The sequence below is a fragment of the Serratia sp. SM04 genome (assembly GCF_040280225.1).
GTDB classification, from domain to species: domain Bacteria; phylum Pseudomonadota; class Gammaproteobacteria; order Enterobacterales; family Enterobacteriaceae; genus Serratia; species Serratia sarumanii.
Window position 1 is genome coordinate 394,608 of the sequence record NZ_JBEOQT010000021.1, and the last position, 26,449, is coordinate 421,056.

Below are 26,449 nucleotides of genomic sequence, written 5' to 3' on the forward strand. Positions count from 1 at the left end.
CAAACGTCGGCAGGAGGCTGACCCGCCGACGGCGTGGTTCAGGGCTTTTTGAACAGCCGTTCGATTTGGTTCAGCATGTTGGTGGCGCTGTAGTAATCGAGGCGGAAGGTGTCGTTGCCGACGGCATAGACGTGCCGCTGTTCCACCGGCTCCAGATGTTTGAGGAACGGGTTGCTCAGCACCTCTTGCACTTTGCGCTCGTTGGTGGCGAACAGGATCAGCGTTTTGCCGTTCAGGCCCTCGGCCATTTTTTCGCCGGAGATCTGGATGATGTCATGGCGTTTACCCATGCTGGTGTTGCCTTTGGCGCTTTCCGGCGGGGTGGCCAGCTGAAAACCGAGCTGCGTCAGCAGCTTGCCCTGGGCGGAACCCGGCGTCCACAGCATGGCCTCGCGGCCGTTGTCGGCATACACCAGCGGAGTGGTCGGCTGCGGCGGCAGCGCGATCGCCTGCTTCACTTGCTCCACGCGCTGTTCGAAACGATCCTCAGCCTGTTTGGCGCCGGCTTCATGGCCGGTGATCTCGCCGAGCTCGCTGGCCAGCTGCTGCCAGCTCTTGTCGCCATAGTCGAGCACCAGCGTCGGCGCAATGGCGGACAGCTGGTCATACAGCTTCAACGCCGAATCACCGCCGGTGGCGGCGACGACGATCAAATCCGGTGCGGCGGCGGCGACGGCTTCGGCATTGGGCTCCACCTGGTACAGCCGTTCGACGTGGCGCTGTTTGGCCACTTCGCTCCACTGGGTAAAGAAGCCTTGCTTATCGGCCACCAGGGGATTTGGGCTGGTGGCGGCGCTGGCGACGACCGGGGCGTCGATAGCCAGCAGCGTGCCGGTGATGGTGACGCTGGTGGACACGATGCGCTGCGGCGGTTTTTCGAGCGTGAATTTCCCTTTGACGCTGTCGATGGTGCGCGGCCAACTGCTGTCGGCAGCGGGGGCGGACGGTTTCTGCCCGTCGCTCTGGTCGTCCGGGCCGCAGCCGCTGAGCAGCAGGCTGGAAGTGGCGATAAATGCAATGAACAGCTGGCGTAAGGATAGGGTCATGAGCGGGCTCTTTCTTTCCTTGAACTAAGGCTTATCAATCCGGCGGCGGATTGGCTGCGTGGTGGATGCCCGCTAATTTACCATCCAAGCCGGCAAAATGATAACCATTCGTATCTCAGCGCGTGGTGAATAGTGAGAATAAGGAGAAAGTGGAGGTGAGTGCGGCAGAAACGAAAAAAGCGCCAAAAGGCGCTTTTTTCTGAATTGGTGGGTCGTGCAGGATTGATTCGGCCTTTGGCCTCACCCTGCGGGCAACGCTGCGCGTTGTCGTATCGCTGCGCGATGCTCGAACCTCTACGGTTCTTCATCCTTCACGACTCGGTAAACTATGCCTGCAAGAAGATAAAGTCAGAGTTGGGGGGCGCAGAAACGAAAAAAGCGCCAAAAGGCGCTTTTTTCTGAATTGGTGGGTCGTGCAGGATTCGAACCTGCGACCAATTGATTAAAAGTCAACTGCTCTACCAACTGAGCTAACGACCCGCAGAAGTGGTGGGTGATGACGGGCTCGAACCGCCGACCCCCTCCGTGTAAAGGAGATGCTCTACCAACTGAGCTAATCACCCACTTCAGGACTTCCAGGTACTGCTAAACGAGATAATGATGGTGGGTGATGACGGGCTCGAACCGCCGACCCCCTCCGTGTAAAGGAGATGCTCTACCAACTGAGCTAATCACCCTCATTCGTTCTCATTTTTCTCAACAAGATGGTGGGCGATGACGGGCTCGAACCGCCGACCCCCTCCGTGTAAAGGAGATGCTCTACCAACTGAGCTAATCGCCCCGTCTTGTTGGAGTCGCATTATAGGGATAGTTCAAAGTGAGTCAACGGTTTTTAAAATGATTTCAATCGTTCGCCGCAAATTTAGGCAGGGCGCGATAATTATCGCCAACGGCGCCGATTCTTTGCGCAACGCTATGCGAAACTCGCCGCAAAACGCGCGAAATCGACCGGCGCAATATCGTGTCGGCGTTGAGGAATTAGCGCGTGGTGATACAATGTCGTCCACTCTTTTTTCAATTCCGAGCAATCGTCGGCAACCGCCGACACGCGTTGCGTAATAAGGCAGTGAACCCAATGAAAATCAAAACCCGTTTTGCACCGAGCCCGACCGGCTATCTTCACGTCGGCGGCGCGCGTACCGCACTTTATTCCTGGTTGTTCAGCCGCCATGCGGGCGGTGAGTTCGTTCTGCGTATCGAAGATACCGATCTGGAACGCTCCACCCAGGACGCGATCGACGCAATTATGGATGGCATGAACTGGTTGAACCTGGATTGGGATGAAGGCCCGTATTTCCAGACCAAGCGTTTCGATCGTTACAACGCGGTCATCGACGAGATGCTGGAGCAGGGCACTGCCTATAAATGCTATTGCTCCAAGGAACGTCTGGAAGCGCTGCGCGAGAAGCAGATGGAAAACGGCGAGAAGCCGCGCTACGACGGCCACTGCCGCGACAGCCAGTGCAGCCACACCGACGACGAGCCGCACGTGGTGCGCTTCCGCAACCCGCAGGAAGGCTCGGTGATCTTCGATGACAAAATTCGCGGCCCGATCGAATTCAGCAACCAGGAGCTGGACGATCTGATCATCCGCCGTACCGATGGTTCGCCAACCTATAACTTCTGCGTCGTCGTCGATGACTGGGACATGGAAATCACCCACGTGATCCGCGGCGAAGACCACATCAACAACACCCCGCGCCAGATCAACATTCTCAAAGCGCTGGGCGCGCCGGTGCCGGAATACGCGCACGTGTCGATGATCCTCGGCGACGACGGTAAAAAACTGTCCAAGCGTCACGGCGCCGTGGGCGTTATGCAGTACCGCGACGACGGCTATCTGCCCCAGGCGCTGCTGAACTACCTGGTGCGTCTGGGCTGGTCCCACGGCGATCAGGAGATCTTCTCCATCGATGAGATGAAAGAGTTCTTCACGCTGGAAGCGATCAACAAATCCGCCAGCGCGTTCAACACCGAGAAGCTGCAGTGGCTGAACCACCACTACATCAACCATATGCCGGCGGAAGAAGTGGCGGTGCATTTGGCGTGGCACGTTGAGCAACTGGGCCTTGAAACCCGCAACGGCCCGGAACTGAAAGACATCGTCAAGCTGCTGGGCGAGCGTTGCAAAACGCTGAAAGAAATGGCGGAGTCCTGCCGCTACTTCTATGAAGACTTCAGCGAGTTCGATGCCGACGCCGCCAAGAAGCACCTGCGCCCGGTTGCGCGTCAGCCGCTGGAAGCGGTGCGCGCCAAGCTGGCCGCCATCACCGTCTGGACGCCGGAAAACGTGCACGACGCCATTCAGGGCACGGCGGATGAGCTGGGTGTCGGCATGGGTAAAGTCGGCATGCCGCTGCGCGTTGCGGTGACCGGCGCCGGTCAGTCGCCGGGCATGGACGTGACCGTGCATGCTATCGGCCAGAAGCGTTCGCTGCAGCGCATCGACATGGCGCTGGCTTACATCGCCGAGCGCGAAGCGCAAGCTTGATTCGCTGATACGCCTTAAAGAAAAGCCCCGTGGAGCGATCCCGGGGCTTTTTTTCCGCCTACACTCAATGGGCGAACGCAAACGGTGAGAAATATTAAGGAGGCATCTTGTATAGCGTGAAACAGCAAGTGGCGCCGGTGGACGATTTTATGCGGCTGCGGCAGGTTGCCGGCCTGTCGGCGCGGCCGCGTGCGGGCGCCGAACGTGCGTTGCCCAACAGCCTGTACGGCGTGCAAATCACGTTGTCGGGGCTGGTGGTCGGCATGGGGCGTGTGGTGGGGGATGGCGGGCTGAATTTCGAGATTGTTGATGTGGCGGTCGATCCCGAACACCAGGGGAAAGGATTGGGGCGCCAGATCATGAGCCATATTATGGCATATCTGGAACGGGCCGCACCGCAGGGTGCTTATATCACCCTGATGGCCGACGTGCCGTCGCTGTATGAAAAGTTTGGCTTCAAGCTCAGCCGCCCGGCCAGCGAAGGTATGTACCTGGTTAAGTAGAGTTGGCGCAGGCGCTGCATTTTTGCCCGAAACGAGCAATATTTCGTAGCAAACGCGCTGATTTGGCGGCTTTTTCAACGCTTGATTCAGGAATTCAATTTAGCCGTTGACAGCTTTGAGCGGGTTTCATATTATGCGCCCCGTTCACAGCACAAAGTGATTGTGGAACGGGGCTATAGCTCAGCTGGGAGAGCGCTTGCATGGCATGCAAGAGGTCGACGGTTCGATCCCGTCTAGCTCCACCAACCTTCTTCTCAGAGAGGTTGGGGAATACCGTAACGCCGGTCAAAGCGTACCACTTTTGTGGGGCTATAGCTCAGCTGGGAGAGCGCTTGCATGGCATGCAAGAGGTCGACGGTTCGATCCCGTCTAGCTCCACCACAATTTAAAAAGCCGACCTTTGGGTCGGCTTTTTGCTTTGCGTCATTTCACCTTCGCCGAATGCAGGCCAACAAAAAAGGCGCCCGCAGGCGCCTTGTTATCGCAGTCGGTTCGAGGCTTAGCCCAGCACCAGGCCTGCGATCGAAGCGGACAGGATGCTGACCAGCGTAGAGCCGTACACCAGCTTCAGGCCAAAGCGCGACACCACGTTGCCCTGATGTTCGTTCAGGCCCTTGATCGCACCGGCCACGATACCGATGGAAGAGAAGTTGGCGAAGGACACCAGGAACACCGACAGGATCCCCAGGCTGCGCGGCGACAGTTCGGCAGACACTTTCTGCAGCTCCATCATTGCCACGAACTCGTTGGAAACCAGCTTGGTGGCCATGATGCTGCCAACCTGCAGGGCTTCGTGCTTAGGAATGCCCATGATCCAGGCGAACGGATAGAAGAAGTAGCCGAGGATTTCCTGGAAGCTCAGGCCGAAGATGGCGCTGAACACACCGTTGAGCGCGGCGATCAGGGCGATGAAGCCGATCAGCATCGCGGCAACGATAATCGCTACTTTGAAGCCGGCCAGGATATATTCACCCAGCATTTCGAAGAAGCTCTGGCCTTCGTGCAGGTTGCCGAGGTGCAGCTCTTCTTCTTTATTGGTGTCGTACGGGTTGACCAGCGACAGCACGATAAAGGTGCTGAACATGTTCAATACCAGCGCCGCCACCACGAACTTGGCGTCCAGCATGGTCATGTAGGCGCCGACGATGGACATGGACACCGTAGACATCGCGGTCGCCGCCATGGTGTACATGCGCTTTTCCGACATCTTGCCCAGGATATCCTTGTAGGCGATGAAGTTTTCGGATTGGCCGAGGATCAGCGAACTGACGGCGTTGAATGACTCCAGCTTGCCCATGCCGTTCACTTTCGACAGCACGGTACCGATAATGCGGATGATGAACGGCAGCACCTTGATGTACTGCAGAATACCGATCAGCGCCGAAATGAAGACGATCGGGCACAGCACCTTCAGGAAGAAGAACGCCAGGCCTTTGTCGCCCATGCCGCCGAACACGAAATCAGTCCCTTGTCCCGCAAACCCGAGCAGTTTGTCAAACAGCGCGGCGAATCCTTTTACGAAGCCCAAACCCGCTTCCGAATGCAGGAAAAAGTAGGCCAGCAGTACTTCGATAACCAGTAATTGAATAACATAGCGAATGCGGATGCTTTTGCGATCGCGGCACACCAACAGGGCCAGGATCGCCACCACCACTATCGCCAACGCAAAGTGCGCAATATGGGACATGTTTGCTCCAAATTTGAGGCAGGCTGAATTTCGGCTGTCATTTTATGTAACGCTACGTTTAAAAACGAGACTTCTATTGCAAATATGGAAAATCATAGCGGGAGTTCTCCTAAAGTGTTGCGCAAAAGCATAAAAAATCAAGACGTTAAATCGGCAATAGGAAATTCGTATTCTTGTGCTAACCTGTCTTTCAGGGGTATTGCAGCCAAAATCCCATCAGAAAAGCACGGAAATCGGCAAGCTCCGCGCTGAACCCTTCGATAAAACCGTTAATGTTGGCTATTACAGAGATAAGTTTTACCGCTCTAAATGCGCTTGATAATTATTATCATTTATATAGAGTGGAGATAAACGTAATTTCAGTAAGGGTTCAACATATGCTGAACAGTCGCGTGGTTGAAACCATCTCCGGTCGCTCCGCCAGAAAAATCAAACTCTCGCTGATGGGGCCTGCCTTCATCGCCGCTATCGGCTATATCGATCCCGGTAACTTCGCCACCAACATCCAGGCCGGCGCCTCGTTCGGCTACAGCCTGCTGTGGGTGGTGGTTTGGGCCAACGTGATGGCGATGCTGATCCAGCTGTTGTCCGCCAAGCTGGGCATCGCCACCGGGAAAAATCTGGCCGAGCACATTCGCGATCGCTTTCCGCGGCCGGCGGTGTGGGCCTATTGGGTGCAGGCGGAGATCATCGCCATGGCGACCGATCTGGCCGAGTTTATCGGCGCGGCGATCGGCTTCAAGCTGCTGCTCGGCGTTTCCCTGCTGCAGGGCGCCGTGCTGACCGGCATCGCCACCTTTTTAATCTTGATGCTGCAAAAGCGCGGGCAAAAACCGCTGGAGCTGGTGATTGGCGGCCTGCTGCTGTTCGTCGCCGCCGCTTACATCGTCGAGCTGGCGTTCTCTCAGCCGCAGCTCGCGCCGCTGCTGAAGGGCATGGCGCTGCCCGATCTGCCCAACGGCGATGCGGTATTTCTGGCCGCCGGGGTATTGGGCGCCACCATCATGCCGCACGTGATCTACCTGCATTCCTCGCTCACCCAAATCGGCGGCGAGCACGACAAGGCGGAACGCTATGCCGCCACCAAAGTCGACGTCGCCGTGGCCATGACCATTGCCGGTTTTGTTAACCTGGCGATGATGGCCACCGCCGCCGCCGCGTTTCATTTCAGCGGCCACAGCGGCATCGCCGATCTCGACGTGGCCTACCTGACGCTGCAACCGCTGCTCGGGCAAGCCGCCGCCACCGTGTTTGGCCTGAGCCTGGTGGCCGCCGGCCTCTCCTCTACCGTGGTGGGCACGCTGGCGGGGCAGGTGGTGATGCAGGGGTTTGTGCATTTTCATATTCCGCTGTGGCTGCGGCGTGCGGTGACCATGCTGCCGTCGTTTATCGTCATCATGCTGGGGATGGACGCCACGCGCATTCTGGTGCTGAGCCAGGTGCTGCTCAGCTTCGGCATTGCGCTGGCGCTGGTGCCGCTGCTGGCTTTCACCGGCAATCGGGCGCTGATGGGGGAGATGGTCAACGGCCCTGTGGTGCAAAACCTGGGCAAGCTGATCGTGCTGGTGGTGGTGGGATTGAACGGCTACCTGCTGATCGGCAGCGTACTGTAGGCGAAAATAGCGCGGGCCGGCATTGCGCCGGCCCGTCGTCGTTAATCGCGGTCGTCATCGCCGTGGCGGCGCCAGCGATCGCGGTCATGATCGTGGTGGTGCTTTTTCTCTTTCTTCCAGTGGTGCTTATCGTAATGCCTGTCGTATTTACGATAGCGTCCTTCATGATAGTAATAGTGTTTGCGCCAGTAGTCGCGGTCGCGCCAGCGATAGCCGTCCCAGTAGTAACCGCGGCGGCTGCGGTCGCCGAGATAGCGCCCCTGATGGCCTTGCCACCAGTCGCGATCGCGCCAGTCGTAACCGTCCCAGTAACGGCCGCGATTGTCCCGATCGCCGATGCGCAGTGAAACGCCCGGCATCAGATCGATGCTGATCCCTTCGGCGTGCGCCTGCTGTGCGGCGGGCAGTACCGTCGCCGCCAAGATGGCGGCCAAGAGCAGAGGTTTAAACATGACTTCTCCTTTCCGCTTGCGCGGCCTGGCCGTTTGTCACTTTATGAAGCGCGTTCATCAGTTTAAAAAAGCGGCCTTATCGTTATTTTTGCTGCAATATCGGCATCATAGCGCCGGCGCATGGGGTTGAATCTGAGAGCCACTCTGAAAACGGCGACGAAGGCCAAGATTTGAGATTTTTCTGGGGGATCGCCGCTCGATTGAGCGGCGGAATTTGTAAGCGATTACAATAAGATTTTCTCGATCTGCGCGAGTTCTTCGTCACTGAAGTGGCGATTGGCCAGCATGCCCACCGCGTCTTCTATCTGCGCATTCTTGCTGGCGCCGATCAGCACCGAGGTAACGCGATCGCCGCGCAGCACCCAGGCCAGCGCCATTTGCGACAGCTTCTGCCCGCGTTGCCGCGCCAGCGCATCGAGGCGGCGCACCTTGTCCAGCCGCTCGGCGGTCAACTGCTCCGGCTGCAGGAAACGGCTGCCGCTGGCGGCGCGGGAATCTTGCGGAACGCCGTGCAGGTAGCGGTCGGTCAGCAGGCCGCCCGCCAGCGGCGAGAAGGCGATCGAGCCGACGCCATGCTCCGCCAGCGTATCCAGCAGCGCCGTCTCCGGCCCGCGTTCCAACATCGAATACTTCGGCTGGTGGATCACGCACGGCGTGCCGAGCCGCTGCAGAATGTCGAATGCCTGCCGCGCGCGCTCGGCCGGGTAGTTGGACAGGCCGACATACAGCGCTTTGCCCTGGCGCACCAACAAATCCAGCGCCGCCATGGTTTCTTCCAGCGGCGTGTCCGGATCCGGCCGATGATGATAAAAGATATCCACATACTCCAGCCCCATGCGCCTCAGGCTCTGATCGAGGCTGGCGACCAGGTACTTTTTCGAGCCCCAATCACCGTAGGGGCCGGGCCACATGGTGTAACCGGCTTTGGATGAGACGATCAGCTCATCGCGCCAGGCCCGCAGATCGGCGTTGAGTATGCGGCCAAAGTTCTCCTCGGCGGCGCCGGGCGGCGGGCCGTAGTTATTGGCCAGATCGAAATGAGTAATGCCGCGATCGAAGGCGCAGCGGATCAGGCCGCGGGCGTTGTCGTACAGCGTGGCGTCGCCGAAATTGTGCCACAGTCCGAGCGAGACGGCGGGCAGCTTCAGCCCGCTGCGGCCGCAGCGCCGGTATTCCATGTCTTGATAACGTGAGGGGGAGGCGGGGTAGGACATAGTTATCCTTGTCGGCGAGAGGTGAAGTGCTTTGAGTGTATACGCTTTCACACCGCGCTGCCGGGGGAGCGATCACAGCGCCGGCATGTAACGCCAGGTTGCCGATCGATGCAGGAAGCCTTGTTCGAAATTTGAACAGCATCTTCGATACTTAAAGGTAATCGCTCCAGCTGCAGACAGGTGATGATCATGACTCAGACCTATACGGTGGCCGATTATCTGCTCGATCGTCTGGCCCAAATCGGCATCCGTCATTTCTTCGGCGTGCCGGGGGATTACAACCTGCAATTCCTCGATCACGTCCTCGCCCATCCGCAAATCACCTGGGTAGGCTGCGCCAACGAGCTGAACGCCGCCTACGCCGCCGACGGCTATGCGCGCTGCAAACCGGCGGCCGCGCTGCTCACCACCTTTGGCGTCGGCGAGCTGAGCGCGTTAAACGGGGTGGCCGGCAGCTACGCCGAATACCTGCCGGTGATCCACGTGGTCGGCACGCCGGCGCAGCGCGCTCAGCGCGCCGGTGATTTGCTGCACCATTCGCTGGGGGATGGCGACTTCACCCACTTCGCCCGCATAGCCAAAGAGGTGACCGTCGCGCAGGCCGACCTGACCGCCGACAACGCCGCAGAGGAGATCGACCGCCTGATCGGCGTCGCCTTGCTGGAACATCGCCCGGTTTACCTGATGTTGCCCAGCGACGTCGCGCAGGCGCCGCTGCCGAGTAAACCGGCGCCGCTGATGCTGCGCCAGGCCAAACTGTCGCGCAGCGCATTGCAGGCGTTTATCGCCGCGGCGCGCGAAAAGCTGCTGTCGGCGCGGCGGGTATCGCTGCTGGCGGACTTCCTGGCCGATCGCTTCGGCGCCGAAGCGGCGCTGGACGAGTGGCTGCAGGAGGTCGACATTCCGCACGCTACGCTGCTGCTCGGCAAAGGCGTGCTGGATGAGAACCGCGCCGGTTTTGTCGGTACCTACTGCGGCGGTGCCAGCGATCCGGCGGTGAAACAGCTTATCGAAAACGCCGATGTGGTGATCAACGTCGGCGTGCGTTTGACCGACACCATTACCGCCGGTTTCACGCATCATCTGCCGGTGGAAAAATGCATCGACATTCAGCCGTTCGAAGCCTGGGTCGGGCGGCAGCGCTTTAGCCGCATTCCGATGCGCGAGGCGGTGCGGGCGCTGCATCGCCTGAGCCTGTCGCTGGCGTCGCGTTGGCCGTTGCCGCTGATCGTCCGCCCGGCGCTGCCGGAAGGCGATGGGGAAGGGCTGGATCAGCACGCCTTCTGGCGGCAGATGCAGGATTTCCTGCGGCCCGGGGATATCGTGCTGGCCGATCAGGGCACCGCCTGTTTTGGTGCGGCGGCGCTGACGTTGCCGCGCGGCTGCCGGTTGATCGTGCAGTCGCTCTGGGGATCGATCGGCTATACCCTGCCGGCGACGTTCGGCGTGCAGACCGCCGAACCGCAGCGCCGGGCAGTGCTGCTGATTGGCGACGGCGCCGCGCAGCTGACCGTGCAGGAGCTGGGTTCGATGCTGCGCGACGGGCTTAAACCGGTGATCTTCGTGCTGAATAATCAGGGATATACCGTCGAGCGCGCCATCCACGGGCCGGAGCAACGTTATAACGACATCGCGCGCTGGAACTGGACGCAGCTGCCGCCTGCGCTGGCCGGCGAGCGGCCGGTGAAGGCGCTGCGGGTCAGCGATTCGGACGGCTTGCGCCAGGCGCTGCGCGAGGTAGCCGACGGCGATCGGCTGGCCTTCATTGAAGTGATGCTGCCGAAGATGGACATTCCCGAGCTGCTCGACACCGTTTCGCGCGCCATTCAGGCGCGCAACGCCGCCGCTTAAGGCAGGGAATCGCCCAGCAGGCGCTTCAGCACCCAGAACCCCGCCGGGCCCGGCGGGGTCAGTTTTGACCATACCGCATCCACCGAGATCATTTTCGGCCAGCCGCGCGGCCGCAGCTCGGTCAGCATATTGTGGCCGTATTGTTGCACCAGCCAGTGCGGCAATACCGCCCAGCCGAACCCCTGTTCCGCCATCTCCAGCAGCAGCAGATAGCTGGGCGCCGACCAAACCAGGCCGCCTTGTCTGGCCGCTTCGGCGCCGGTGTAGGTGTTCAGGATCAGCTGTCGGGTGCTGGACAACTGCTCCGGCGTCGGCGCGGCGGCCTGCGCCAGCGGATGCTGGTGGGCGACGAACAGCCCCATGTCGGTTTGTTCCGGCAAACGAGAGAAGGCGATATCCGGCGGGTAGCTTTTTTGCACTTCCACCATGCCCAAATGCGCGCGGCCGCTTTGCAGCAGATCGATAACGTCGCCATCTTCGGCGATCATCCACTCCAGCTCAATCTCCGGGTAACGCAGTTCGAATTGTTGCATCAATTGATCGTGATGCTTGGGTTGATAGGTATCGGAGAACACCATGCTCAGGCGCGGTTCGACCTCGCCCGCCAGTTGAATGCTCAGCGCGTCGAGCCGCTCGCTGGCGGCGAGGATCGCCTGCACATGCCCCAGCACTTTGCGGCCGGCGGCGGTGAGCACCGGCTGGCGTGCGCTGCGATCGAACAGCGTCAGCGCTAGGTCGGCCTCCAGATTGGCGATGGCGGTGCTGATGGTGGATTGGCTTTTGCGCAGCTTGCGCGCGGCGGCGGAAAACGAGCCGAGGGCGGCGGCTTCGACAAACGCGTGCAGCGCTTCCGGGGAATAGTGCATAAACTATCTACTTTATCGATGGTATCTATTTTTAATCTACCCAAAAAAGCGATGATAATCACCTGACTTTCGCAACAACTGTCGGAAAAAAGGTGATGTATGCAACTGCAAAACAAGTCTCTCATTGAACGTATCGTCCACGCCGTCGGTTTCGAGGTGATTGCCGTAATGATCGTTTCTCCACTGGGGGCATGGCTGCTTAATCGTTCGATGGTGCAAATCGGCGCATTGGCGGTGGCCTTGGCGACCATCGCCATGGTCTGGAATATGGTTTACAACACGGTGTTCGACCGTCTGTGGCCGGTCAGCCGGGTCGTCCGCAACCTGAAGGTGCGTGTGCTGCACGCCGTCGGCTTTGAAGCCGGTTTTATCCTGATCGGCGTGCCGATCGCCGCCTGGATGCTGAATATTTCCGTATTGCAGGCCTTTATGCTGGAGATCGGTTTCTTCCTGTTCTTCCTGCCGTACACCATGGCCTATAACTGGCTGTACGACACGCTGCGCCAGCGCTGGTTCGAAGCGCGCCAGCCGATCAATTCCGGCGCTGAATAAGGCGTCGTCAGCCCGGCGATTCTCAGGTAAGGTCAGAGGATTGTCGCAACAGGCTGAGGAAAGAAAAATGAAAGTGTTGGGCTTGCTGGGTGGCATGAGCTGGGAATCCACCATTCCGTATTACCGCACCATCAACGAGCAGGTAAAGGCGCGCCTCGGCGGGCTGCATTCGGCCAAAATCGTGCTCTACAGCGTCGATTTTCAGGAGATCGAGCGATTGCAGCACCAGGGCGATTGGGACGGCGCCGGCCGATTGCTGGCCGCCGCCGCGGTGGCGTTGCGCGCCGCCGGCGCCGAAGCTATCGTGATCTGCACCAACACCATGCACAAGGTGGCGGAGGCGGTCGAGCAGGCCAGCGGCCTGCCGCTGATCCACATCGCCGACGCCACGGCGCTGCAGGTGCGGGAAAAAAACATTCGCCGCGTCGGGCTGCTGGGCACGCGCTTTACCATGGAGCAGACCTTCTACCGTGGCCGCCTGCAGGAATTGCACGGCATTGAGGTGGTGACGCCGGTCAGCGCCGATCGCGACATCGTACACCGCATCATCTATGACGAACTGTGCCTCGGTAAAATTCGCGACGCCTCGCGCGACGAGTATCGCCGGATCATCAGCGATCTGGAGCAGCAGGGCGCGCAGGGGATTATTTTCGGCTGCACCGAGATAGGGTTGTTGGTGAGCGAGCAGGATGCCTCGGTGCCGGTGTTCGACACCACCGCGATCCACGCCCGCGCCGCCGCGGCGTTCGCGCTGGCCTAATCGTCGTGCGGCGGTTGCCGGCGGTTCACCAGCATCAGCGGTTTGCCCGCCAGCGCCAGCCAGGCGGGCAGCATCACGATGCACAAGACCGGCAGCAGGTGCAGATCCGGCACCACCGCCACCGCCATGAACAGGCTGAGCCAGCCGTCGCGCGTCACCACCAGCACCAGCCCCATGATGGCGCAGGAGACGGTGATCGCCGCCGGCACCGCCGGAACGTGCTGGTGCAGCATCAGCCCCAGCGCCACGCCGACGAACACCGCCGGGAAGATGCGCCCGCCGCGAAAGCCGCTGGCGGCGGCGATCACCAGCGCCGCCAGCTTGGTCAGGGTAATGGCCAACAGCGCCGGCACCGAATAGCCGTCGTCTTGCGCGAGGCGCTTCATTTCATCCAGCCCTTTGAACAGGGTAATCTCTCCGCCCACCAGCGCCAGCAGGCCCAGCACAAAACCCCCCAGCCCTAACATCAACACCGGATTCTTCATCGAATGGAACAGACGGTGAACGTGCGGGAAGCACCACAGCGCCACCATGCCGAGCGCGATGGCGATCAGCGCCACGATGGCGCCGCTGAAGATGTCCGGCAGCCGCGTCACGTCGTAGGCGTCGAGCTGCAGGGCGAAATTGGGCACGAAGAACATCTGGGTGGTGACCGCGCCGGCGGCGGCGGCCACCAGCGGGGCGAACAGGCGATCCCACAGCGGCGTTTCGTTATTGCCCGCCAGGGTTTGCGAGAAGATCAGCGCGGCGGCGACCGGCGTGCCGAACATCGCGCCGATGGTGCCTGCGGCCGCCAGGATGATCCAGTCCATGCGCGGCACCTTCGGCAGCAGGCGCGCACCGGCGGCCGCCACCAGCGCGATATTGATGGCGGTGATCGGGTTCTCCGGCCCCAGGCTGACGCCGCCGGCCAGGCCGACGATCAGCGCCAACCCCAGTCCCGGCAGGGCGGAGAGCGGCAGCGGCATGCCGATCAGCGATTCCGTCGCCGGATCCGGCCCGGCGTGGCCCGGCATATAGCGCACGATAAGGCCCACCGCCACGCCGGTCAGCGTCAGCATCGCGACCGGCCACCAGGGCGACTGGGCGTCCAGGCTCAGCGCATCGGGTAGCGTTACCCACAGCCACTGCTGCAGCGTGGCGGCGACTTTCATCACTAGCAGCAGCACCAGACTGGAAGCGGAACCGATAATCAGCGCAGGCAAAGCAAAGGCCAACATGGCATTGGCGCGCGGATGCAGCATGGGTAATCCCTTGTCGATGCCTCCCTACAGGGCAGGGAGAGCGGGTGGTTGGGCTGTGGCCACAGCTTGCCAGACTATCGGCGCGCAGGCACGCATTGATATTGCCCGGCGGCGATGACGGTTAACAGTCGCCGGGGGGCGTTTTTTGCCGCAATTTGTTTCAAGGCGCGGCGTCGCGGGCAAGCTGAAACGTTTTTTGTGATCCGGATCGCTATTGGGGTGCAGATCCGGGGCGGGTGATTGTTGTTTTCGCAGCAGGATTTTACAGTGTGGGCAGCTTTTTATTTTTCATTTTGCGGAGACGAAATCAATGACCTATGCCCTCGTGGGTGATGTTGGCGGCACCAATGCCCGCCTGGCGTTGTGCACTGTTGCGACGGGTGAAATTACCCAGGCGAAAACCTATTCCGGCCTGGAGTTCGACAGCCTGGAGGCGGTGATCCGCCAATACCTGAAAGCGTGCGATATCGAGGTGCAGGACGCCTGTATCGCGATCGCCTGCCCGGTGACCGAAGACTGGGTGGCGATGACCAACCACAGCTGGGCGTTCTCGATCAAAGAAATGAAGGCCAGCCTGGGGCTGAGCCACCTGGAAGTGATCAACGATTTCACCGCCGTCTCGATGGCGATCCCGATGCTTTCGCCGGATGACGTGCTGCAGTTTGGCGGCGGCGATGCGCAGCCGGGCAAACCGATCGCGGTGTACGGCGCCGGCACAGGGCTGGGCGTCGCCCACCTGGTGCACGTCGATCGCCGCTGGGTCAGCCTGCCGGGCGAGGGCGGCCATGTCGATTTCGCGCCGAACAGCGAAGAAGAGGACATCATTCTGGAGGTGCTGCGCGGTGAAGTGGGGCACGTTTCCGCCGAGCGCGTGCTATCCGGGCCGGGCCTGGTCAATCTGTATCGCGCCATCGTCAAGGCGGACAACCGCCTGCCGGAAAAATGGGAGCCGAAGGACATCACCGAGCGGGCGCTGGCCGACAGCTGCATCGATTGCCGCCGCGCGCTGTCGCTGTTTTGCGTGATCATGGGGCGCTTCGGCGGCAACCTGGCGCTGAATCTGGGCACTTTTGGCGGCGTGTACATCGCCGGCGGCATCGTGCCGCGCTTTATGGAATTCTTCAAGGCCTCGGGCTTCCGCGCCGCCTTCGAAGACAAAGGGCGTTTCCGTGACTATGTGCGCGACATTCCGGTGTTCATGATAACGCACGGCCAGCCGGGCCTGCTGGGTGCCGGCGCGCATCTGCGCCAAACGCTGGGCATGCAGCTGTAAGCCCAGAGATGAAGTAATAAAAAAAGGGGGCGCAACCCGCAGGTTGCGCCCCTTGTCGTTTTCGTGGGGGATCAGGCTTTGGCCAACTCCGCCGTCTGGGCGGTTTCTGCCGTTTCCGCTTCCACCCCTTTCGGCGCTTTGATGAACAGCGTAATCAGCAGGGAGGCGGCGGACAGGACGCCAATCACCATGAAGGTGGCGTGGAAGCCGCCGAAGTATTTGGCGACGAACGAACCGGCCAGCGCGCCCAGGCCGAAGCCCTGGTAGATGATGCCGTAGTTTTTGCTGTGGTTTTTCAGGCCGAAGAAGTCGCCGACAATCGCCGGGAACACGGTGATGTTGCCGCCGAAGCAGAAGGCCACCGCGCCGACGCAGATGAAGAACAGCGTGTGGTTCAGGGTCATGAAGCTCAGGGCGACAATCGCCAGCACGGTAACCAGCATGGTGAAGCTGATGACGCGCATGCGGCCTACTTTATCGGACAGCGTACCCAGGATGATGCGGCCGGCGGTGTTGAAGATGGCGACGGCGGACACGGTGTTGGCGGCGGTGGCCAAATCCATCCCGGCCAGTTGAACGCCCATGTCTTTCACGATGCCAATCAGGTACAGACCGCTCATGCAGGCCGCGAAGAAGATGGTGAACAGCAGGTAGGCTTCTTTGGTGGCCAGCATCTGGCGCACGCTGAAGTCGTTGCCCAGACCGTTGGCGCCTTGCTGCGCGGCGTTGGTCGCCAGCACCGGCTCTTTCAGCAGCAGGGAACCGACGACGATCAGACCCATCACGATGGCACCCCAGTAGAAGAAGGCGCCGGAAACGCCGACGTCGGCGATCAGGGCGGCGTTGACGTATTTGAACAACAGGCTGCCGCTGCCGAATGCGCCGACGGAGATGCCGGAAATCAGGCCTTTATTGGCCGGGAACCACTTAATCAGGTTGGACAGGGTGGAGATGTAGGCGATACCGACCGCAAAGCCCACCACCACGCCGGCCAGCAGGTAGATCATGTCGAGCGAGCTGACGTGGGCGCTGGCGATCAGGCCCAGGCCGACCAGAATGCCGGAACACAGCGTCAGGTTGCGGATGCCGAAGCGCTCTTGCAGCTTGCCGGCGAACAGCGTGGCGAAGGCCAGGAAGAAGCTGGTGATGGAGAAGGTGGTGGCGACGTCCGCCAGCCCCCAGTGGAACTTGTCGACCAGCGGCTGGTTGAACAGGCTCCAGGTGTAGATGGTGCCCAGGCCCATCTGACAGATGATGGTGCCGAGAACGATTAAGCTGCGATTTGCCGGTTTGGTGTTCATGGCCGGTCTCCTTCCTGTGTGTGCGTTGCCGGGCGTGAGCCGCTGGCTGAAATTTGCGGGGTGAAGCTGTGTTCCCGCGGTATGGGCTTATTATATGGCCGGCCCCCCCGGCGGGCGGCGGATCGGGAATGAGTTGCACGGCGGAAGGAATGAAATGCATGTTATGCGGCGTGAGTTGCCGTTTTTGCGCCGAAAAGCGCGTGAAATGCCGTGGGTGACACGTGATCTACATCAAAGATATCAACGATTTATTGTTAACTGCCGGTGAACGATTGTGGTGAGATTGTGAAGGATGCGTCTGAAAGGCGTAAATCGGCATTGCGCCTATAGAGCGGCGATGAGCGCGGGACTATGTTATCTGCGATCGGACGAGGTCCGCTCTGCAGGAGTCCATGAAATGAAAAAAACGCTGTTGTTACTGGCCGCGCTGCTGGCGCTGCCGCTGGCGAGCCAGGCCGACGTGTCCATCGGTGTGAACGTGCCGGGTCTGTCGTTGCATATCGGCGATCGCGATAATCGCGGCCACTACTGGGACGGCTATCGCTGGCGCGATCCGCGCTGGTGGGCCGATCACCACCGGTATGAACGCCCGCGCGGGTACTATTATGGCCCGCCTCCACGGGTGATTTACTACGGGCCGCCGCGGCGCGACTGGCGAGATCGGCCGCATTACCGCATGCCGCCACCGCCGCCGCCCGGCTATGACTACCGTCCGGGCCCGCGCTGGTAAGCGCTTACAGGCGCATCAGCTGGCGAAACTCTTTCACCTTGCTGCGGCTGACCGGCACTTCAAACTCAAGATCGCTCAGCCGCAGAATGTAGGTATTGTTGAACCAGGGCACGATCTCGCGGATCTTCGCCAGGTTAACGCAGTAAGAGCGATGGCAGCGGAAGAAATGCGCTTCCGGCAGCCGGCCGTAAAACTCGGTGATGTTCATCGGCATCACGAACTCTTCCCGGCGGGTATAGACCCGCGTCACCTTTTCATCGGCGGCGGCGTAGTAGATGTCGTTGATGTCGGTAACGATGATCCGCTCGTCTTTGATCAGGTTGATGCTGTGGCTGCCGCGGCTCGGCGCGCTGGCCGGTTCCGCCGCGCCGGCGGGGCGCTGGTGCAGCGCCTCCAGCTTTTGCAGCATGGTGACGATGCGCGCCTCGTGATAGGGCTTGAGGATATAGTCGAACGCCTCGATCTCGAACGCTTCCACCGCGTGCTCTTTATAGGCGGTGATGAACACGATCGACGGGCGATGCGCGAACTTGCTGATGTTTTGCGCCAGCAGCACGCCGTCCAGCGACGGGATATTGATGTCGAGGAAAATGGCGTCGACCTGGTGGGTTTGCAGGTATTTCAGGACGTCGAGCCCGTCCTCGAAGCTGGCGACGATATCGATATTGCTGTGTTTCTTGATCAGGTAGCTGAGTTCTTCCTGCGCGAGGAATTCGTCTTCCACGATGATGGCTTTCATGAGGCCTCCCCGACCGGCGGCGTGCTCGGTTCCTGATGCAGCTTGCCGCCGTTTTTGCTGATGTAGAACGCGATTTCGGTGCCCGGCTCCAGGCGGCGGATATGCAGCCCTTCACCATACAGCAGCGACACGCGGTGGTGCACGTTGAGCAGGCCGATATTGTGGCCCGGCATCTCGTTGCGCGCCACCCGGTCGATGGTTTCCTGATTGATGCCGTGGCCGGTATCCTTCACCGAAATCTTCACCCGATCGCCCTGATCTTTCACCGCGATCACCACCACCCCTTTACCCTTGCAGGGCTGGATGCCGTGCACGATGGCGTTTTCCACCAGCGGCTGGATCAGCAGGCTGGGAATGCGCACCGAGACGTCGTCGTCGATGTCGTAAATCACCGTCAGCTTGGCGCCGAAGCGCGCCTGTTCGATGGCGATATAGTCCTGAATCTGATGCAGCTCCTTGCGGATATCGATCAGTTCGTCGTTCAGCTCCAGGTTGTAGCGCAGGTAGCGCGACAGATTGATGATCAGCTGGCGCGCGGTGTCCGGATTCAGGCGAATAGAGGAAGAGATGGCGTTCAGCGCGTTGAACAGGAAGTGCGGGTTGATCTTGCTCTGCAGCGCGCGCATTTCGGCTTTGTCCGCCATCTGGCGCAGATGCTCGATGCGGGAAACCTCGATCTGCGTGGAGATAATCTGCGACAGCCCGACCGCCATTACCTTCAGCGTGTTGGTGATCTGGTGGGCGTGGCAGTAGTAAATTTTCAGCGCGCCGGTCACTTCGCCTTTTTCCCACAGCGGCACCACCAGCTGCGAATGGATCTGCGGCGCGGCCGGGTTTTCCAGGTTGTTCTTGATGATGATTTTGCCGTGGCGAATGCTTTCGCGGGTGACGCGGCTCAGCCCTTCGCGGCCGATCGGGTAGGCTTCGCGCCCTACGCCGACGTAGGCCAGCACCTGGTGGGTATCGGTGATCGCCACCGCGTCGGCGCGGATGTCCTGGCGGATGATATCGCAGATGGTGGCCAGCGATTCGCTGTTGATGTTGCGGAAATAGGGCAGCGTCTTGTGGGCGATATCCAGCGCCAGCTTGGCCTGGCGCGCGGCGATCACCTCTTTTTCATCCTCGACGCTCTGCACCAGCAGCACGATCAGGCCGATGCACACCGTGCCGAGGATCATCGGCAGGGCAATCTGCGACACGATGTCCAACCCAAGCTCGGTCGGCTTGGCCCACAGCACGATCAGCAGCATGGTGAGGGATTCGCACAGCATGCCGCCGACGATGCCGGCGCGCCAGCGCTGCTCTTTTTTCACCTTGAGGTTGATGTAGCCGGCGCTGATGCCGGCGATGATGCTGGTGATAAGGCAAGGCACCGAGGTGATGCCGCCGATGTCGATCAGATAGCGGTGCACCCCGGCGACGATGCCGGTGACGATGCCCACCCAGGGGCCGAACAGGATGCCGCCGGCCATGATGGCGATGACGCGCACGTTGACCAGCGACCCTTCGACGTTGATGCCGGAGTAGGTGCTGAACAGCGCGAACAGCGAGAAGATCGCCGTGACGATGCCGAGCTCGAGCGGCGTATGGTCTTCTTTTTGCAGCAGTTGGCGGAACAGCCGGGTGCGGGTCAGGAAAAACAGACAGATCAACATCAGCGCGGCGCGATCAAACACCGCCAACAGCATTTCAAAAAAAGGGTGCACGACGGGTTCTCGCTGCGGCCTACGGATGGCGGCAGTATACCACAGCGAAAGGGGCCCGTGGCGCGCGCCACGGGCGGGGGATCAGCCCATGCCGAGCTGCGCTTTGCCCAGCGGCGTCAGCAGGTCGGCGGTGGCGCGGCCGTCGAAATCCACCTCGAAGTCGTCGGGGGCGAAGTCCGGCGGCGTTCTGCCGTCGATAAAGCTCGGCAGCTGGCGCTGCAGATAGGCGTCGTTTTTCTCGCAGCCCGGCGCGGCGGCGATGTACATCACGTTGCTGTCGAACTCACCGTTATGCTCGTTCTCCACCGCGTGGATCACGTCGCAGTGCCAAAATACCGTGTCGCCCGGCTCCAGATCGGGAATAGGGGAAATCCCACTTAATAAAAGGGGATGCCATTTTTCCGAGATCGACAGCGCGCGGCCCGGCGCCGCATCGCACAGATCGTCGTCGGCGACGTCGTCCTGCAGCGCGCGCAGCAGCACATAGGCCATGGCGTTGGCGATCGGCACCAGGTTCAGCGTGCCGGCATTGGTGCGCTGCGGCGTCAGCGCCGTCCAACCCTGGAAGGTGCGGAACATCGAACAGACCGCCGGCGAGGCTATCTCGCGCACCTCGGTGCGGCCGTCGGCGGCGAAGGGATCGTACTGCTGCCAGTCGCCGGAGAAAACGTGGCGATACACATAGCGGAAGTTTTCGTCCAGCCAGCGCTCGATGGTGCCGCTGTCGACGTGCGGCGACAGACCCAGCGACGAGGAGTTCGGCGGGCGGCGGCGGGTACGATCGGCATAGGTGGCGACGCGGGTCGGATCGAAATGCTGTTTGCCGTTGCTCTCGGTGGCCCATAGGCTGTTGAGGAACACCTGCACCGCATGCATGCGCGCATCCTGCCGCGCCTCGACCTGCGGTTTCGACCAATAGATGCCGTAGATCTGCGGTTTGCTGGCGGCCAGCTTGCCGAAATAGTTGTCTTCGGCGGCGTTTTTCAACCGCTCGACGAAGTTGTTGCGCTCGAGGTAGTCGCCGATTTCCCGGTTCCAGCCCTCGGCCTTGGCGCGGGGAAACACGCCGCGAATGGCGCAGGCGCCGCGCTGTTTGATCAGCGCTATCTGCTGCTCGCTGACGCGCTGCTGCAGGATATCTTCCGCGTCGATCTGCGGCACCGGATTGTGGCCGGCGGCCAGCTCGCGCCGGATCTGTTCGACCTGGCCGCGGATGTTCTCTTCCAGCGCCAGAAATACGTCGCGGTAGTTCGGCAATGCCTGGCGCAGCTGGCGCTTGACGTTAACGATCGTCTGCGGAATATCATCGATGACTAAAGAGGCCATGGTGTTCTCCTCGTGCCGCGTGAGTGACTGCGGCGAGCGGTTGTAGGGAATCGGGCAAGACGTTATGGTTTTGTGGTTTTAACGTGAATGATTATCGGCAACCAATCGGGGAAAATAAAGAGATATATTTCATTCGTAAGTTCCTCTTTTTCGTTTTTCGGAGATTTTATGAAGCTGGTCACTGAACGTCTGCACTTACAGTCGATAACCGCCGAGGATTGGCCGCTGTTTTTGCGCCTGTACCAAGATCCCGAGGTGATCCGTTACATTTCCGATCCGCGCAGCGAAGCGGAGATCCGCGCCCGGTTCGAGGAGCGGTTGCCGGCCTGGGACAAACACGGTGAGCAGTGGCTGTGCCTGGTGATGCGTGAGAAGCACAGCGGAGAGGCGGTGGGCGTTACCGGCTTTCGCCCGCAGTGGGTGCCGTATCGGCAGGCGGAAGTGGGATACGGGAGTTTGCCGGCCGGCCAGGGCAAGGGCTATGGCAAGGAGTCGCTGCGGGCGGTGCTGGATTTTGCGGTGAACGCCTGCGGTTTTCACAAGCTGACCGCCACCGTGACCGCGGGCAACCTTGCTTCGCGCGGCCTGCTGGAGTCGTGCGGTTTTCAGCTGGAAGGCACGCTGCGCGACAACTACCGTCTGGCGGGGCAGTGGTGCGACGACTGGCTGTTCGGGCTGCTGGCGGCGGAGTTTCAGGGCGGCAAATAAAAATATCGCGCCGGGTATCGACAAGCTCGTCGGCGCTGCGCTATGTTCGATATTCGGTCAGTTCGCTGGCCAGCGTCGCTCGGACGGTCCGGGCGCTAACGTCTATCGAGGAATCCCCTATGGCTGATAACAGTCCACAGCGCCGTTTTACGCGCATTGAACGTCTTCCCCCTTACGTATTCAACATCACCGCCGAACTGAAGATGGCCGCGCGCCGTCGCGGCGAGGATATTATCGACTTCAGCATGGGTAACCCCGACGGCCCGACGCCGCCGCACATCGTGGAAAAACTGTGCGCCGTCGCCCAGCGCGACGACACCCACGGTTATTCCACCTCGCGCGGCATTCCGCGCCTGCGTCGCGCCATTTCGCGCTGGTATGCCGACCGTTATCAGGTGGATATCGATCCGGAAAGCGAAGCCATCGTCACTATCGGTTCGAAAGAGGGGCTGGCGCACCTGATGCTGGCGACCCTCGATCACGGCGATACCGTGCTGGTGCCGAACCCCAGCTACCCGATCCACATTTACGGCGCGGTGATCGCCGGCGCCCAGGTGCGTTCGGTGCCGCTGGTGGACGGCGTGGATTTCTTCGGTGAGCTGGAGCGCGCCATTCGGGAAACCATTCCGCGCCCGAAAATGATGATCCTCGGCTTCCCGTCCAACCCGACCGCGCAGTGCGTGGAGCTGGATTTCTTCGAGCGGGTGGTGGCGCTGGCCAAGCAGTACAACGTGCTGGTGATCCACGATCTGGCCTATGCCGATATCGTCTATGACGGCTGGCAAGCGCCGTCGATCATGCAGGTGCCGGGAGCGAAAGACATTGCGGTGGAGTTCTTCACCCTGTCGAAAAGCTACAACATGGCCGGCTGGCGCATCGGTTTCATGGTCGGTAATCCTGAACTGGTCAGCGCGCTGGCGCGCATCAAGAGTTATCACGATTACGGCACCTTTACGCCGCTGCAGGTGGCGGCCATCGCCGCGCTGGAGGGCGATCAGCAGTGCGTGCGCGATATCGCCGAGCAGTATCGGCAGCGCCGCAACGTGCTGGTGAAAGGGCTGCACGAGGCCGGCTGGATGGTGGAAAATCCGAAGGCGTCGATGTACGTGTGGGCGAAAATTCCCGAGCCTTATGCCCACCTCGGTTCGCTGGAGTTCGCCAAGCGTCTGCTGGCGGAAGCCAAGGTCTGCGTCTCGCCGGGCATCGGCTTCGGCGACTACGGCGATACCCACGTGCGCTTCGCGCTGATCGAGAACCAGGACCGTATCCGCCAGGCGGTGCGCGGCATCAAGGCGATGTTCCGCGCGGACGGGTTGCTGAAACCGGCCAAAGGCGGCAGCGCCAAATAATCCTGTCAGGCCGGGCGTTCGCCCGGCCTTATTTTTTCCGTCCCAAGGTTTTCTTCATTATTTCCCCATTATGCTCGACTACGCTGAGTTTTATTTTTTGGACTGAGTGTATGAGTAACCGCTACGCGCGATCGCAAATCGTTTTACATTGGCTGACGCTGCTGCTGGTGATCCTCACCTATTCGGCGATGTTGCTGAAGGATTCGATGCCGGAGGCGTGGGGGCCGGTGGTCAAAAATCTGCACTTTAATTTCGGGGTATCGGTCTTTGCCCTGATGCTGATTCGGTTGGCGGTGCGCGCTTTCCGCGCTGCGCCGCCGACCACGCCGCCGCTGGAGGAGTGGCAGGAAGTGGGCGCCAAGATCTTCCATTGGCTGCTGTACGTGGTCTTCCTGATGTTGCCGCTGCTGGGTATGTTAACCCTGGCCTATGGCGGTAAATCGTGGTCTTTGCTGGGCTGGCCGGTGCCGCAGTGGGTGACGCCGGATCCGGTGATGCGCCGGCTGGTCAAAACGGTGCATGAGACGCTGGCAAACGTTGGCTACTTTATCATTGGCGCGCATGCGCTGGCGGCGCTGTATCATCACTATCTGCGCAAGGACGACACCCTGCGCCGCATGATGCCGGGCAAATGATCGCTAGCCGAAACGACAAAGGGACGCTTGTGCGTCCCTTTGGCTGTGTTCCCGGTCAGGCAACCATCAACATGAAGGTGCCAACCCAGGCAACCAGCATGAATGACACGCCCATCAAAAAATATTTCACTGAACAACTCCTGTCTGGAGTCCTCGCCAGCAATGATCCCGATTGTTGTGCTGAGTATTTTATGGGCAACCTGCTTGTCGGGCGGATTCTTCCAAGCGAAAGAACAACGTCCTCGAGCGCGGGTTGTCCGGTTGTCGCGCCTCATGCTCCGTGAGGTAAAATCCGAACCGCGACAGGATCGGCGCTAATGTACTCTCAATACTGGTCTGATTTCAATACTGTGTTTTTGATCACAATTTTTGGCTGTTTTTTGCACAGCACGGACTGTTTTATAACGCTTTTTAAGTCGGGATAGGCCAACTTTCTGACCCACGATAGCCGCAGGTATTCTTTTTCGGTAGATGATTTTTGTGTTAGTGTGAATTTTATACTAATGAACGGTAAAAAGGAGTTTTACCTATACCGCTACATGGAGAGTTTATCGTTAATAATGCTCAGTTCTCCCCTTTACTCATATACGGTGTTGGCACTTTTCTGGCTTACTCGGGCAATGGAATATATCGTAACCAAGCCGGTTGCGTGGCTGTTCCTGACAATGGCCCAATCCCTCAGGGCCGTTATCACATCGTCAACAGGCTAACGGGCGGCTGGAAAGGAATGTTGAGAACCGATCTTCGTGATTTCTATTCGTGGCCGACATCGACACCGGTTATCAAATATGAGTGGTTTGCCCTCTATCGTGAAGATGGGAAAATCGACGACTATACATGGATCAATGGGGTAAAGCGGGGAAATTTCCGTTTGCATCCATCAGGCCCTTTAGGTATTTCTTTGGGCTGTATTACATTGCAGCATCGGACTGACTTTTTAGCTATTCGTCAGGCATTAGTCTCTACCCGGCCAGTCAGGTTAGTTAACGGCCTGATGTCTTATGGAACGATTGAGGTCATTCTTAATGGAAAGCAGACGTGTCCCAATAGGGATTAAACTTCTGATAGGGGCTGGCATTTATATACTGACATTTTTGCTTGCGAGGCCTTCAGACCCCTCGACTCAGGGGGAGCGTGCATTTTGGATAAAAGCAGCAAACTTGTTCGGTGAACGCGATATTGAGGGGTTTGTAGGTATAGCGCTACTTATCGGCTGCTTGGTTATTACGCTTATAGTCAGCCCAGTAATCATTCGTGTTATTGAAAGAAGGCCTAGGGTTAATTGATTGATATTAAATAATATTTTTATATTAGGACTTTAGGCCTGCACGGGGTTTTGTTTCATCGCCCATGGCTGAATCACTCAGTCATGGGCGATGTTAAGCGTTAGGTATTGCAATGCGGCGGCAGGCGCTCAGGCGACGGCGTTGATGCCGGTCGCCAAAATGACCCAAAAAACGAGACAAGACAGCAGAATAACGGCCCAAATATGACGGCGACTCCACTCCATTTTTAGCCTTCGTTGTTGCGACAAGTGATTAGGTAGCGATCATATCGGCGCAAAACGGGGAAAATTTAGCCCCGTTGGATAATATTTCGCTTACCTGCCGCTAACCTATTGGCAAACTTCGCTTATTGTCACGCGCACTTCGTAGCCCAGCAGATACAGCGCCTGCTCCAACGCCTCAACCTTCGAGGCGTAGCCGATATCCAGCAACCGCTCCATTTGCCCGCCGTTGAATCCCAGCTTGCGCGCCAGCGCCGCTTTGCCGGTGTTTTTGCGCAGCATGGCGTTGTGCAGCTCGATTTTCAGCGCCACCAGCGCCGGCAGATGTACTCTCAGATCATCGGTTTGCACAGGGGAAGGGGCGGGCAGGGGCAGCCCTTCGTCCATCGCGGCGGCGATGGCGGCCAGCAGGCTTTCCTGCGCTTCCAGCTCGATGTCTTCGCGTTTATAGCAGGCAGATTGCCACTCGGGGAAGTCGTGAAAACCGATCTGCCAGGCGTCGCTGTCGCGATCGAAGGTGTAATGGGCGGGGTAGTGGCTGTACATGGCAATCCCTGATTGAAGCCTGAATGAGGCGCTATTGTGACGGCATGCCCGGAAGATAGCCAGCATGAACGCAGCCGTGGGGGAATTTAAATTGAAAGTAATAATTATTAGCAGGCAAATTTAATTTCTTTGTGAGCAATATTCTTATTATTTCTTCCATGAAGACAGATTATTTAATTAGGTGTTTGGATTAATATCCCTGTTGATGGGTGATAATGAGAATTAAAATCAAATATCACGCCGGTTTTTATACAATTTCACACGGAAGGGTGAAAATAAGAATATTGATCATGATAAAAGTTCATGTATTTGATTTATGGTGGTTTAATTTTTATTATTTCACTTATTAA

24 protein-coding genes, 6 tRNA genes and 1 other RNA gene are annotated in these 26,449 nt (G+C 59.4%); 14 read left to right on the forward strand and 17 right to left on the reverse strand.

Features of this window, described 5'->3' with window-relative positions; translation table 11 throughout:
• Positions 1–38 precede the first annotated feature (38 nt).
• The 6 genes from fepB to ABTW55_RS16320 all read right to left on the reverse strand — a co-directional run bounded on the left by fepB (position 39) and on the right by ABTW55_RS16320 (position 1,827).
• The gene (gene fepB, locus ABTW55_RS16295) at positions 39–1,046 is read right to left on the reverse strand and encodes a Fe2+-enterobactin ABC transporter substrate-binding protein (protein WP_049213201.1); all 1,008 of its coding nucleotides are present in this window, start codon (positions 1,044–1,046) and stop codon (positions 39–41) included.
• A gap of 205 nt (positions 1,047–1,251) precedes the next feature.
• Positions 1,252–1,375, reverse strand: a non-coding RNA gene (locus tag ABTW55_RS16300) — RtT sRNA.
• 75 nt (positions 1,376–1,450) lie between these two features.
• A tRNA-Lys gene (locus tag ABTW55_RS16305) sits at positions 1,451–1,526 on the reverse strand.
• Positions 1,527–1,533: 7 nt separating this feature from the next.
• A tRNA-Val gene (locus ABTW55_RS16310) sits at positions 1,534–1,609 on the reverse strand.
• Between the two features lie 38 nt (positions 1,610–1,647).
• Positions 1,648–1,723: transfer RNA gene (locus tag ABTW55_RS16315), tRNA-Val, on the reverse strand.
• A gap of 28 nt (positions 1,724–1,751) precedes the next feature.
• A tRNA-Val gene (locus tag ABTW55_RS16320) sits at positions 1,752–1,827 on the reverse strand.
• A gap of 294 nt (positions 1,828–2,121) precedes the next feature.
• On the opposite strand from ABTW55_RS16320, the gene gltX reads away from it, so the two are divergent.
• From gltX to ABTW55_RS16340, 4 genes are all read left to right on the forward strand, one after another.
• Positions 2,122–3,537: a glutamate--tRNA ligase gene (gene gltX, locus ABTW55_RS16325; protein ID WP_015378659.1), complete on the forward strand. Its 1,416-nt coding sequence runs from the start codon at positions 2,122–2,124 to the stop codon at positions 3,535–3,537.
• A 149-nt stretch (positions 3,538–3,686) separates the two neighbouring features.
• On the forward strand, positions 3,687–4,040 hold the full coding sequence (locus ABTW55_RS16330; RefSeq protein WP_197413420.1) for a GNAT family N-acetyltransferase: 354 nt from the start codon (positions 3,687–3,689) through the stop codon (positions 4,038–4,040).
• 169 nt (positions 4,041–4,209) lie between these two features.
• Positions 4,210–4,285, forward strand: a tRNA-Ala gene (locus ABTW55_RS16335).
• A 60-nt stretch (positions 4,286–4,345) separates the two neighbouring features.
• Positions 4,346–4,421 (forward strand) — tRNA-Ala (locus ABTW55_RS16340).
• A 118-nt stretch (positions 4,422–4,539) separates the two neighbouring features.
• Here ABTW55_RS16340 and ABTW55_RS16345 read toward each other — a convergent pair.
• Positions 4,540–5,727: a NupC/NupG family nucleoside CNT transporter gene (locus tag ABTW55_RS16345; protein WP_004936373.1), complete on the reverse strand. Its 1,188-nt coding sequence runs from the start codon at positions 5,725–5,727 to the stop codon at positions 4,540–4,542.
• A gap of 377 nt (positions 5,728–6,104) precedes the next feature.
• On the opposite strand from ABTW55_RS16345, the gene ABTW55_RS16350 reads away from it, so the two are divergent.
• A complete protein-coding gene (locus ABTW55_RS16350; RefSeq protein ID WP_060422030.1) occupies positions 6,105–7,340 on the forward strand; it encodes an Nramp family divalent metal transporter in 1,236 nt (411 codons plus the stop codon).
• Between the two features lie 41 nt (positions 7,341–7,381).
• Here the strand turns inward: ABTW55_RS16350 and ABTW55_RS16355 are convergent, their stop codons facing one another.
• Both ABTW55_RS16355 and mgrA read right to left on the reverse strand, forming a co-directional pair.
• A complete protein-coding gene (locus ABTW55_RS16355; protein WP_049195598.1) occupies positions 7,382–7,792 on the reverse strand; it encodes a DUF2502 domain-containing protein in 411 nt (136 codons plus the stop codon).
• Positions 7,793–8,016: 224 nt separating this feature from the next.
• Positions 8,017–9,006: an L-glyceraldehyde 3-phosphate reductase gene (gene mgrA, locus ABTW55_RS16360; RefSeq protein WP_060422027.1), complete on the reverse strand. Its 990-nt coding sequence runs from the start codon at positions 9,004–9,006 to the stop codon at positions 8,017–8,019.
• A 189-nt stretch (positions 9,007–9,195) separates the two neighbouring features.
• Between mgrA and ABTW55_RS16365 the strand changes: the two genes are divergently transcribed.
• The gene (locus ABTW55_RS16365) at positions 9,196–10,857 is read left to right on the forward strand and encodes an alpha-keto acid decarboxylase family protein (protein ID WP_060422359.1); all 1,662 of its coding nucleotides are present in this window, start codon (positions 9,196–9,198) and stop codon (positions 10,855–10,857) included.
• On the opposite strand, the gene ABTW55_RS16370 is transcribed toward ABTW55_RS16365, so the two are convergent.
• Positions 10,854–11,723 carry a LysR family transcriptional regulator gene (locus ABTW55_RS16370; protein ID WP_033653700.1) on the reverse strand — a complete coding sequence of 290 codons (870 nt, stop codon included), beginning with the start codon at positions 11,721–11,723 and terminating at the stop codon, positions 10,854–10,856. The genes ABTW55_RS16365 and ABTW55_RS16370 overlap by 4 nt on opposite strands.
• 99 nt (positions 11,724–11,822) lie before the next feature.
• Here ABTW55_RS16370 and ABTW55_RS16375 point away from each other — a divergent pair, with 99 nt between their 5' ends.
• Together ABTW55_RS16375 and ABTW55_RS16380 are read left to right on the forward strand one after the other, a co-directional pair.
• Positions 11,823–12,275, forward strand: a complete 453-nt coding sequence (locus ABTW55_RS16375) for a multidrug/biocide efflux PACE transporter (RefSeq protein ID WP_033635424.1) — start codon at positions 11,823–11,825, stop codon at positions 12,273–12,275.
• Positions 12,276–12,342: 67 nt separating this feature from the next.
• A complete protein-coding gene (locus tag ABTW55_RS16380; RefSeq protein ID WP_033653701.1) occupies positions 12,343–13,035 on the forward strand; it encodes an aspartate/glutamate racemase family protein in 693 nt (230 codons plus the stop codon).
• Here ABTW55_RS16380 and ABTW55_RS16385 read toward each other — a convergent pair.
• Positions 13,032–14,279 carry an ion channel protein gene (locus ABTW55_RS16385; RefSeq protein ID WP_060422023.1) on the reverse strand — a complete coding sequence of 416 codons (1,248 nt, stop codon included), beginning with the start codon at positions 14,277–14,279 and terminating at the stop codon, positions 13,032–13,034. The two genes, ABTW55_RS16380 and ABTW55_RS16385, sit on opposite strands and share 4 nt — an antisense overlap.
• Before the next feature lie 310 nt (positions 14,280–14,589).
• Between ABTW55_RS16385 and glk the strand changes: the two genes are divergently transcribed.
• A complete protein-coding gene (glk, locus tag ABTW55_RS16390) occupies positions 14,590–15,552 on the forward strand; it encodes a glucokinase (RefSeq protein ID WP_033653702.1) in 963 nt (320 codons plus the stop codon).
• A 71-nt stretch (positions 15,553–15,623) separates the two neighbouring features.
• Here the strand turns inward: glk and ABTW55_RS16395 are convergent, their stop codons facing one another.
• Positions 15,624–16,853: an OFA family MFS transporter gene (locus tag ABTW55_RS16395; protein ID WP_033648111.1), complete on the reverse strand. Its 1,230-nt coding sequence runs from the start codon at positions 16,851–16,853 to the stop codon at positions 15,624–15,626.
• 397 nt (positions 16,854–17,250) lie between these two features.
• Between ABTW55_RS16395 and ABTW55_RS16400 the strand changes: the two genes are divergently transcribed.
• A complete protein-coding gene (locus ABTW55_RS16400; RefSeq protein WP_060422021.1) occupies positions 17,251–17,583 on the forward strand; it encodes a DUF2502 domain-containing protein in 333 nt (110 codons plus the stop codon).
• A 4-nt stretch (positions 17,584–17,587) separates the two neighbouring features.
• Here the strand turns inward: ABTW55_RS16400 and ABTW55_RS16405 are convergent, their stop codons facing one another.
• The 3 genes from ABTW55_RS16405 to ABTW55_RS16415 form a co-directional block, all read right to left on the reverse strand.
• Positions 17,588–18,322: a LytTR family DNA-binding domain-containing protein gene (locus ABTW55_RS16405; RefSeq protein ID WP_033635419.1), complete on the reverse strand. Its 735-nt coding sequence runs from the start codon at positions 18,320–18,322 to the stop codon at positions 17,588–17,590.
• Entirely contained in the window at positions 18,319–20,010 is a 1,692-nt protein-coding gene (locus ABTW55_RS16410) for a sensor histidine kinase (RefSeq protein ID WP_060422018.1), read from the reverse strand. The genes ABTW55_RS16405 and ABTW55_RS16410 overlap by 4 nt, the downstream gene beginning before the upstream one ends.
• 99 nt (positions 20,011–20,109) lie before the next feature.
• Positions 20,110–21,354, reverse strand: a complete 1,245-nt coding sequence (locus ABTW55_RS16415; RefSeq protein WP_033648109.1) for a DUF1479 domain-containing protein — start codon at positions 21,352–21,354, stop codon at positions 20,110–20,112.
• Positions 21,355–21,522: 168 nt separating this feature from the next.
• Here ABTW55_RS16415 and ABTW55_RS16420 point away from each other — a divergent pair, with 168 nt between their 5' ends.
• The 3 genes from ABTW55_RS16420 (at position 21,523) to ABTW55_RS16430 (ending at position 24,046) form a co-directional block, all read left to right on the forward strand.
• Positions 21,523–22,062, forward strand: a complete 540-nt coding sequence (locus tag ABTW55_RS16420) for a GNAT family N-acetyltransferase (RefSeq protein WP_033648108.1) — start codon at positions 21,523–21,525, stop codon at positions 22,060–22,062.
• 119 nt (positions 22,063–22,181) lie between these two features.
• Positions 22,182–23,411, forward strand: a complete 1,230-nt coding sequence (gene alaC, locus ABTW55_RS16425) for an alanine transaminase (protein ID WP_060422016.1) — start codon at positions 22,182–22,184, stop codon at positions 23,409–23,411.
• A gap of 110 nt (positions 23,412–23,521) precedes the next feature.
• Entirely contained in the window at positions 23,522–24,046 is a 525-nt protein-coding gene (locus ABTW55_RS16430; RefSeq protein ID WP_060422013.1) for a cytochrome b, read from the forward strand.
• A 55-nt stretch (positions 24,047–24,101) separates the two neighbouring features.
• Here the strand turns inward: ABTW55_RS16430 and ypdK are convergent, their stop codons facing one another.
• Positions 24,102–24,176: a membrane protein YpdK gene (gene ypdK / locus ABTW55_RS16435; RefSeq protein WP_099782600.1), complete on the reverse strand. Its 75-nt coding sequence runs from the start codon at positions 24,174–24,176 to the stop codon at positions 24,102–24,104.
• Between the two features lie 399 nt (positions 24,177–24,575).
• Between ypdK and ABTW55_RS16440 the strand changes: the two genes are divergently transcribed.
• Positions 24,576–25,103: a DUF2778 domain-containing protein gene (locus tag ABTW55_RS16440; protein ID WP_071998130.1), complete on the forward strand. Its 528-nt coding sequence runs from the start codon at positions 24,576–24,578 to the stop codon at positions 25,101–25,103.
• A gap of 558 nt (positions 25,104–25,661) precedes the next feature.
• Here ABTW55_RS16440 and ABTW55_RS16445 read toward each other — a convergent pair.
• Positions 25,662–26,099, reverse strand: coding sequence for an antitoxin HicB (locus tag ABTW55_RS16445; protein WP_033648105.1), 438 nt, complete (start codon positions 26,097–26,099; stop codon positions 25,662–25,664).
• Positions 26,100–26,449 lie beyond the last annotated feature (350 nt).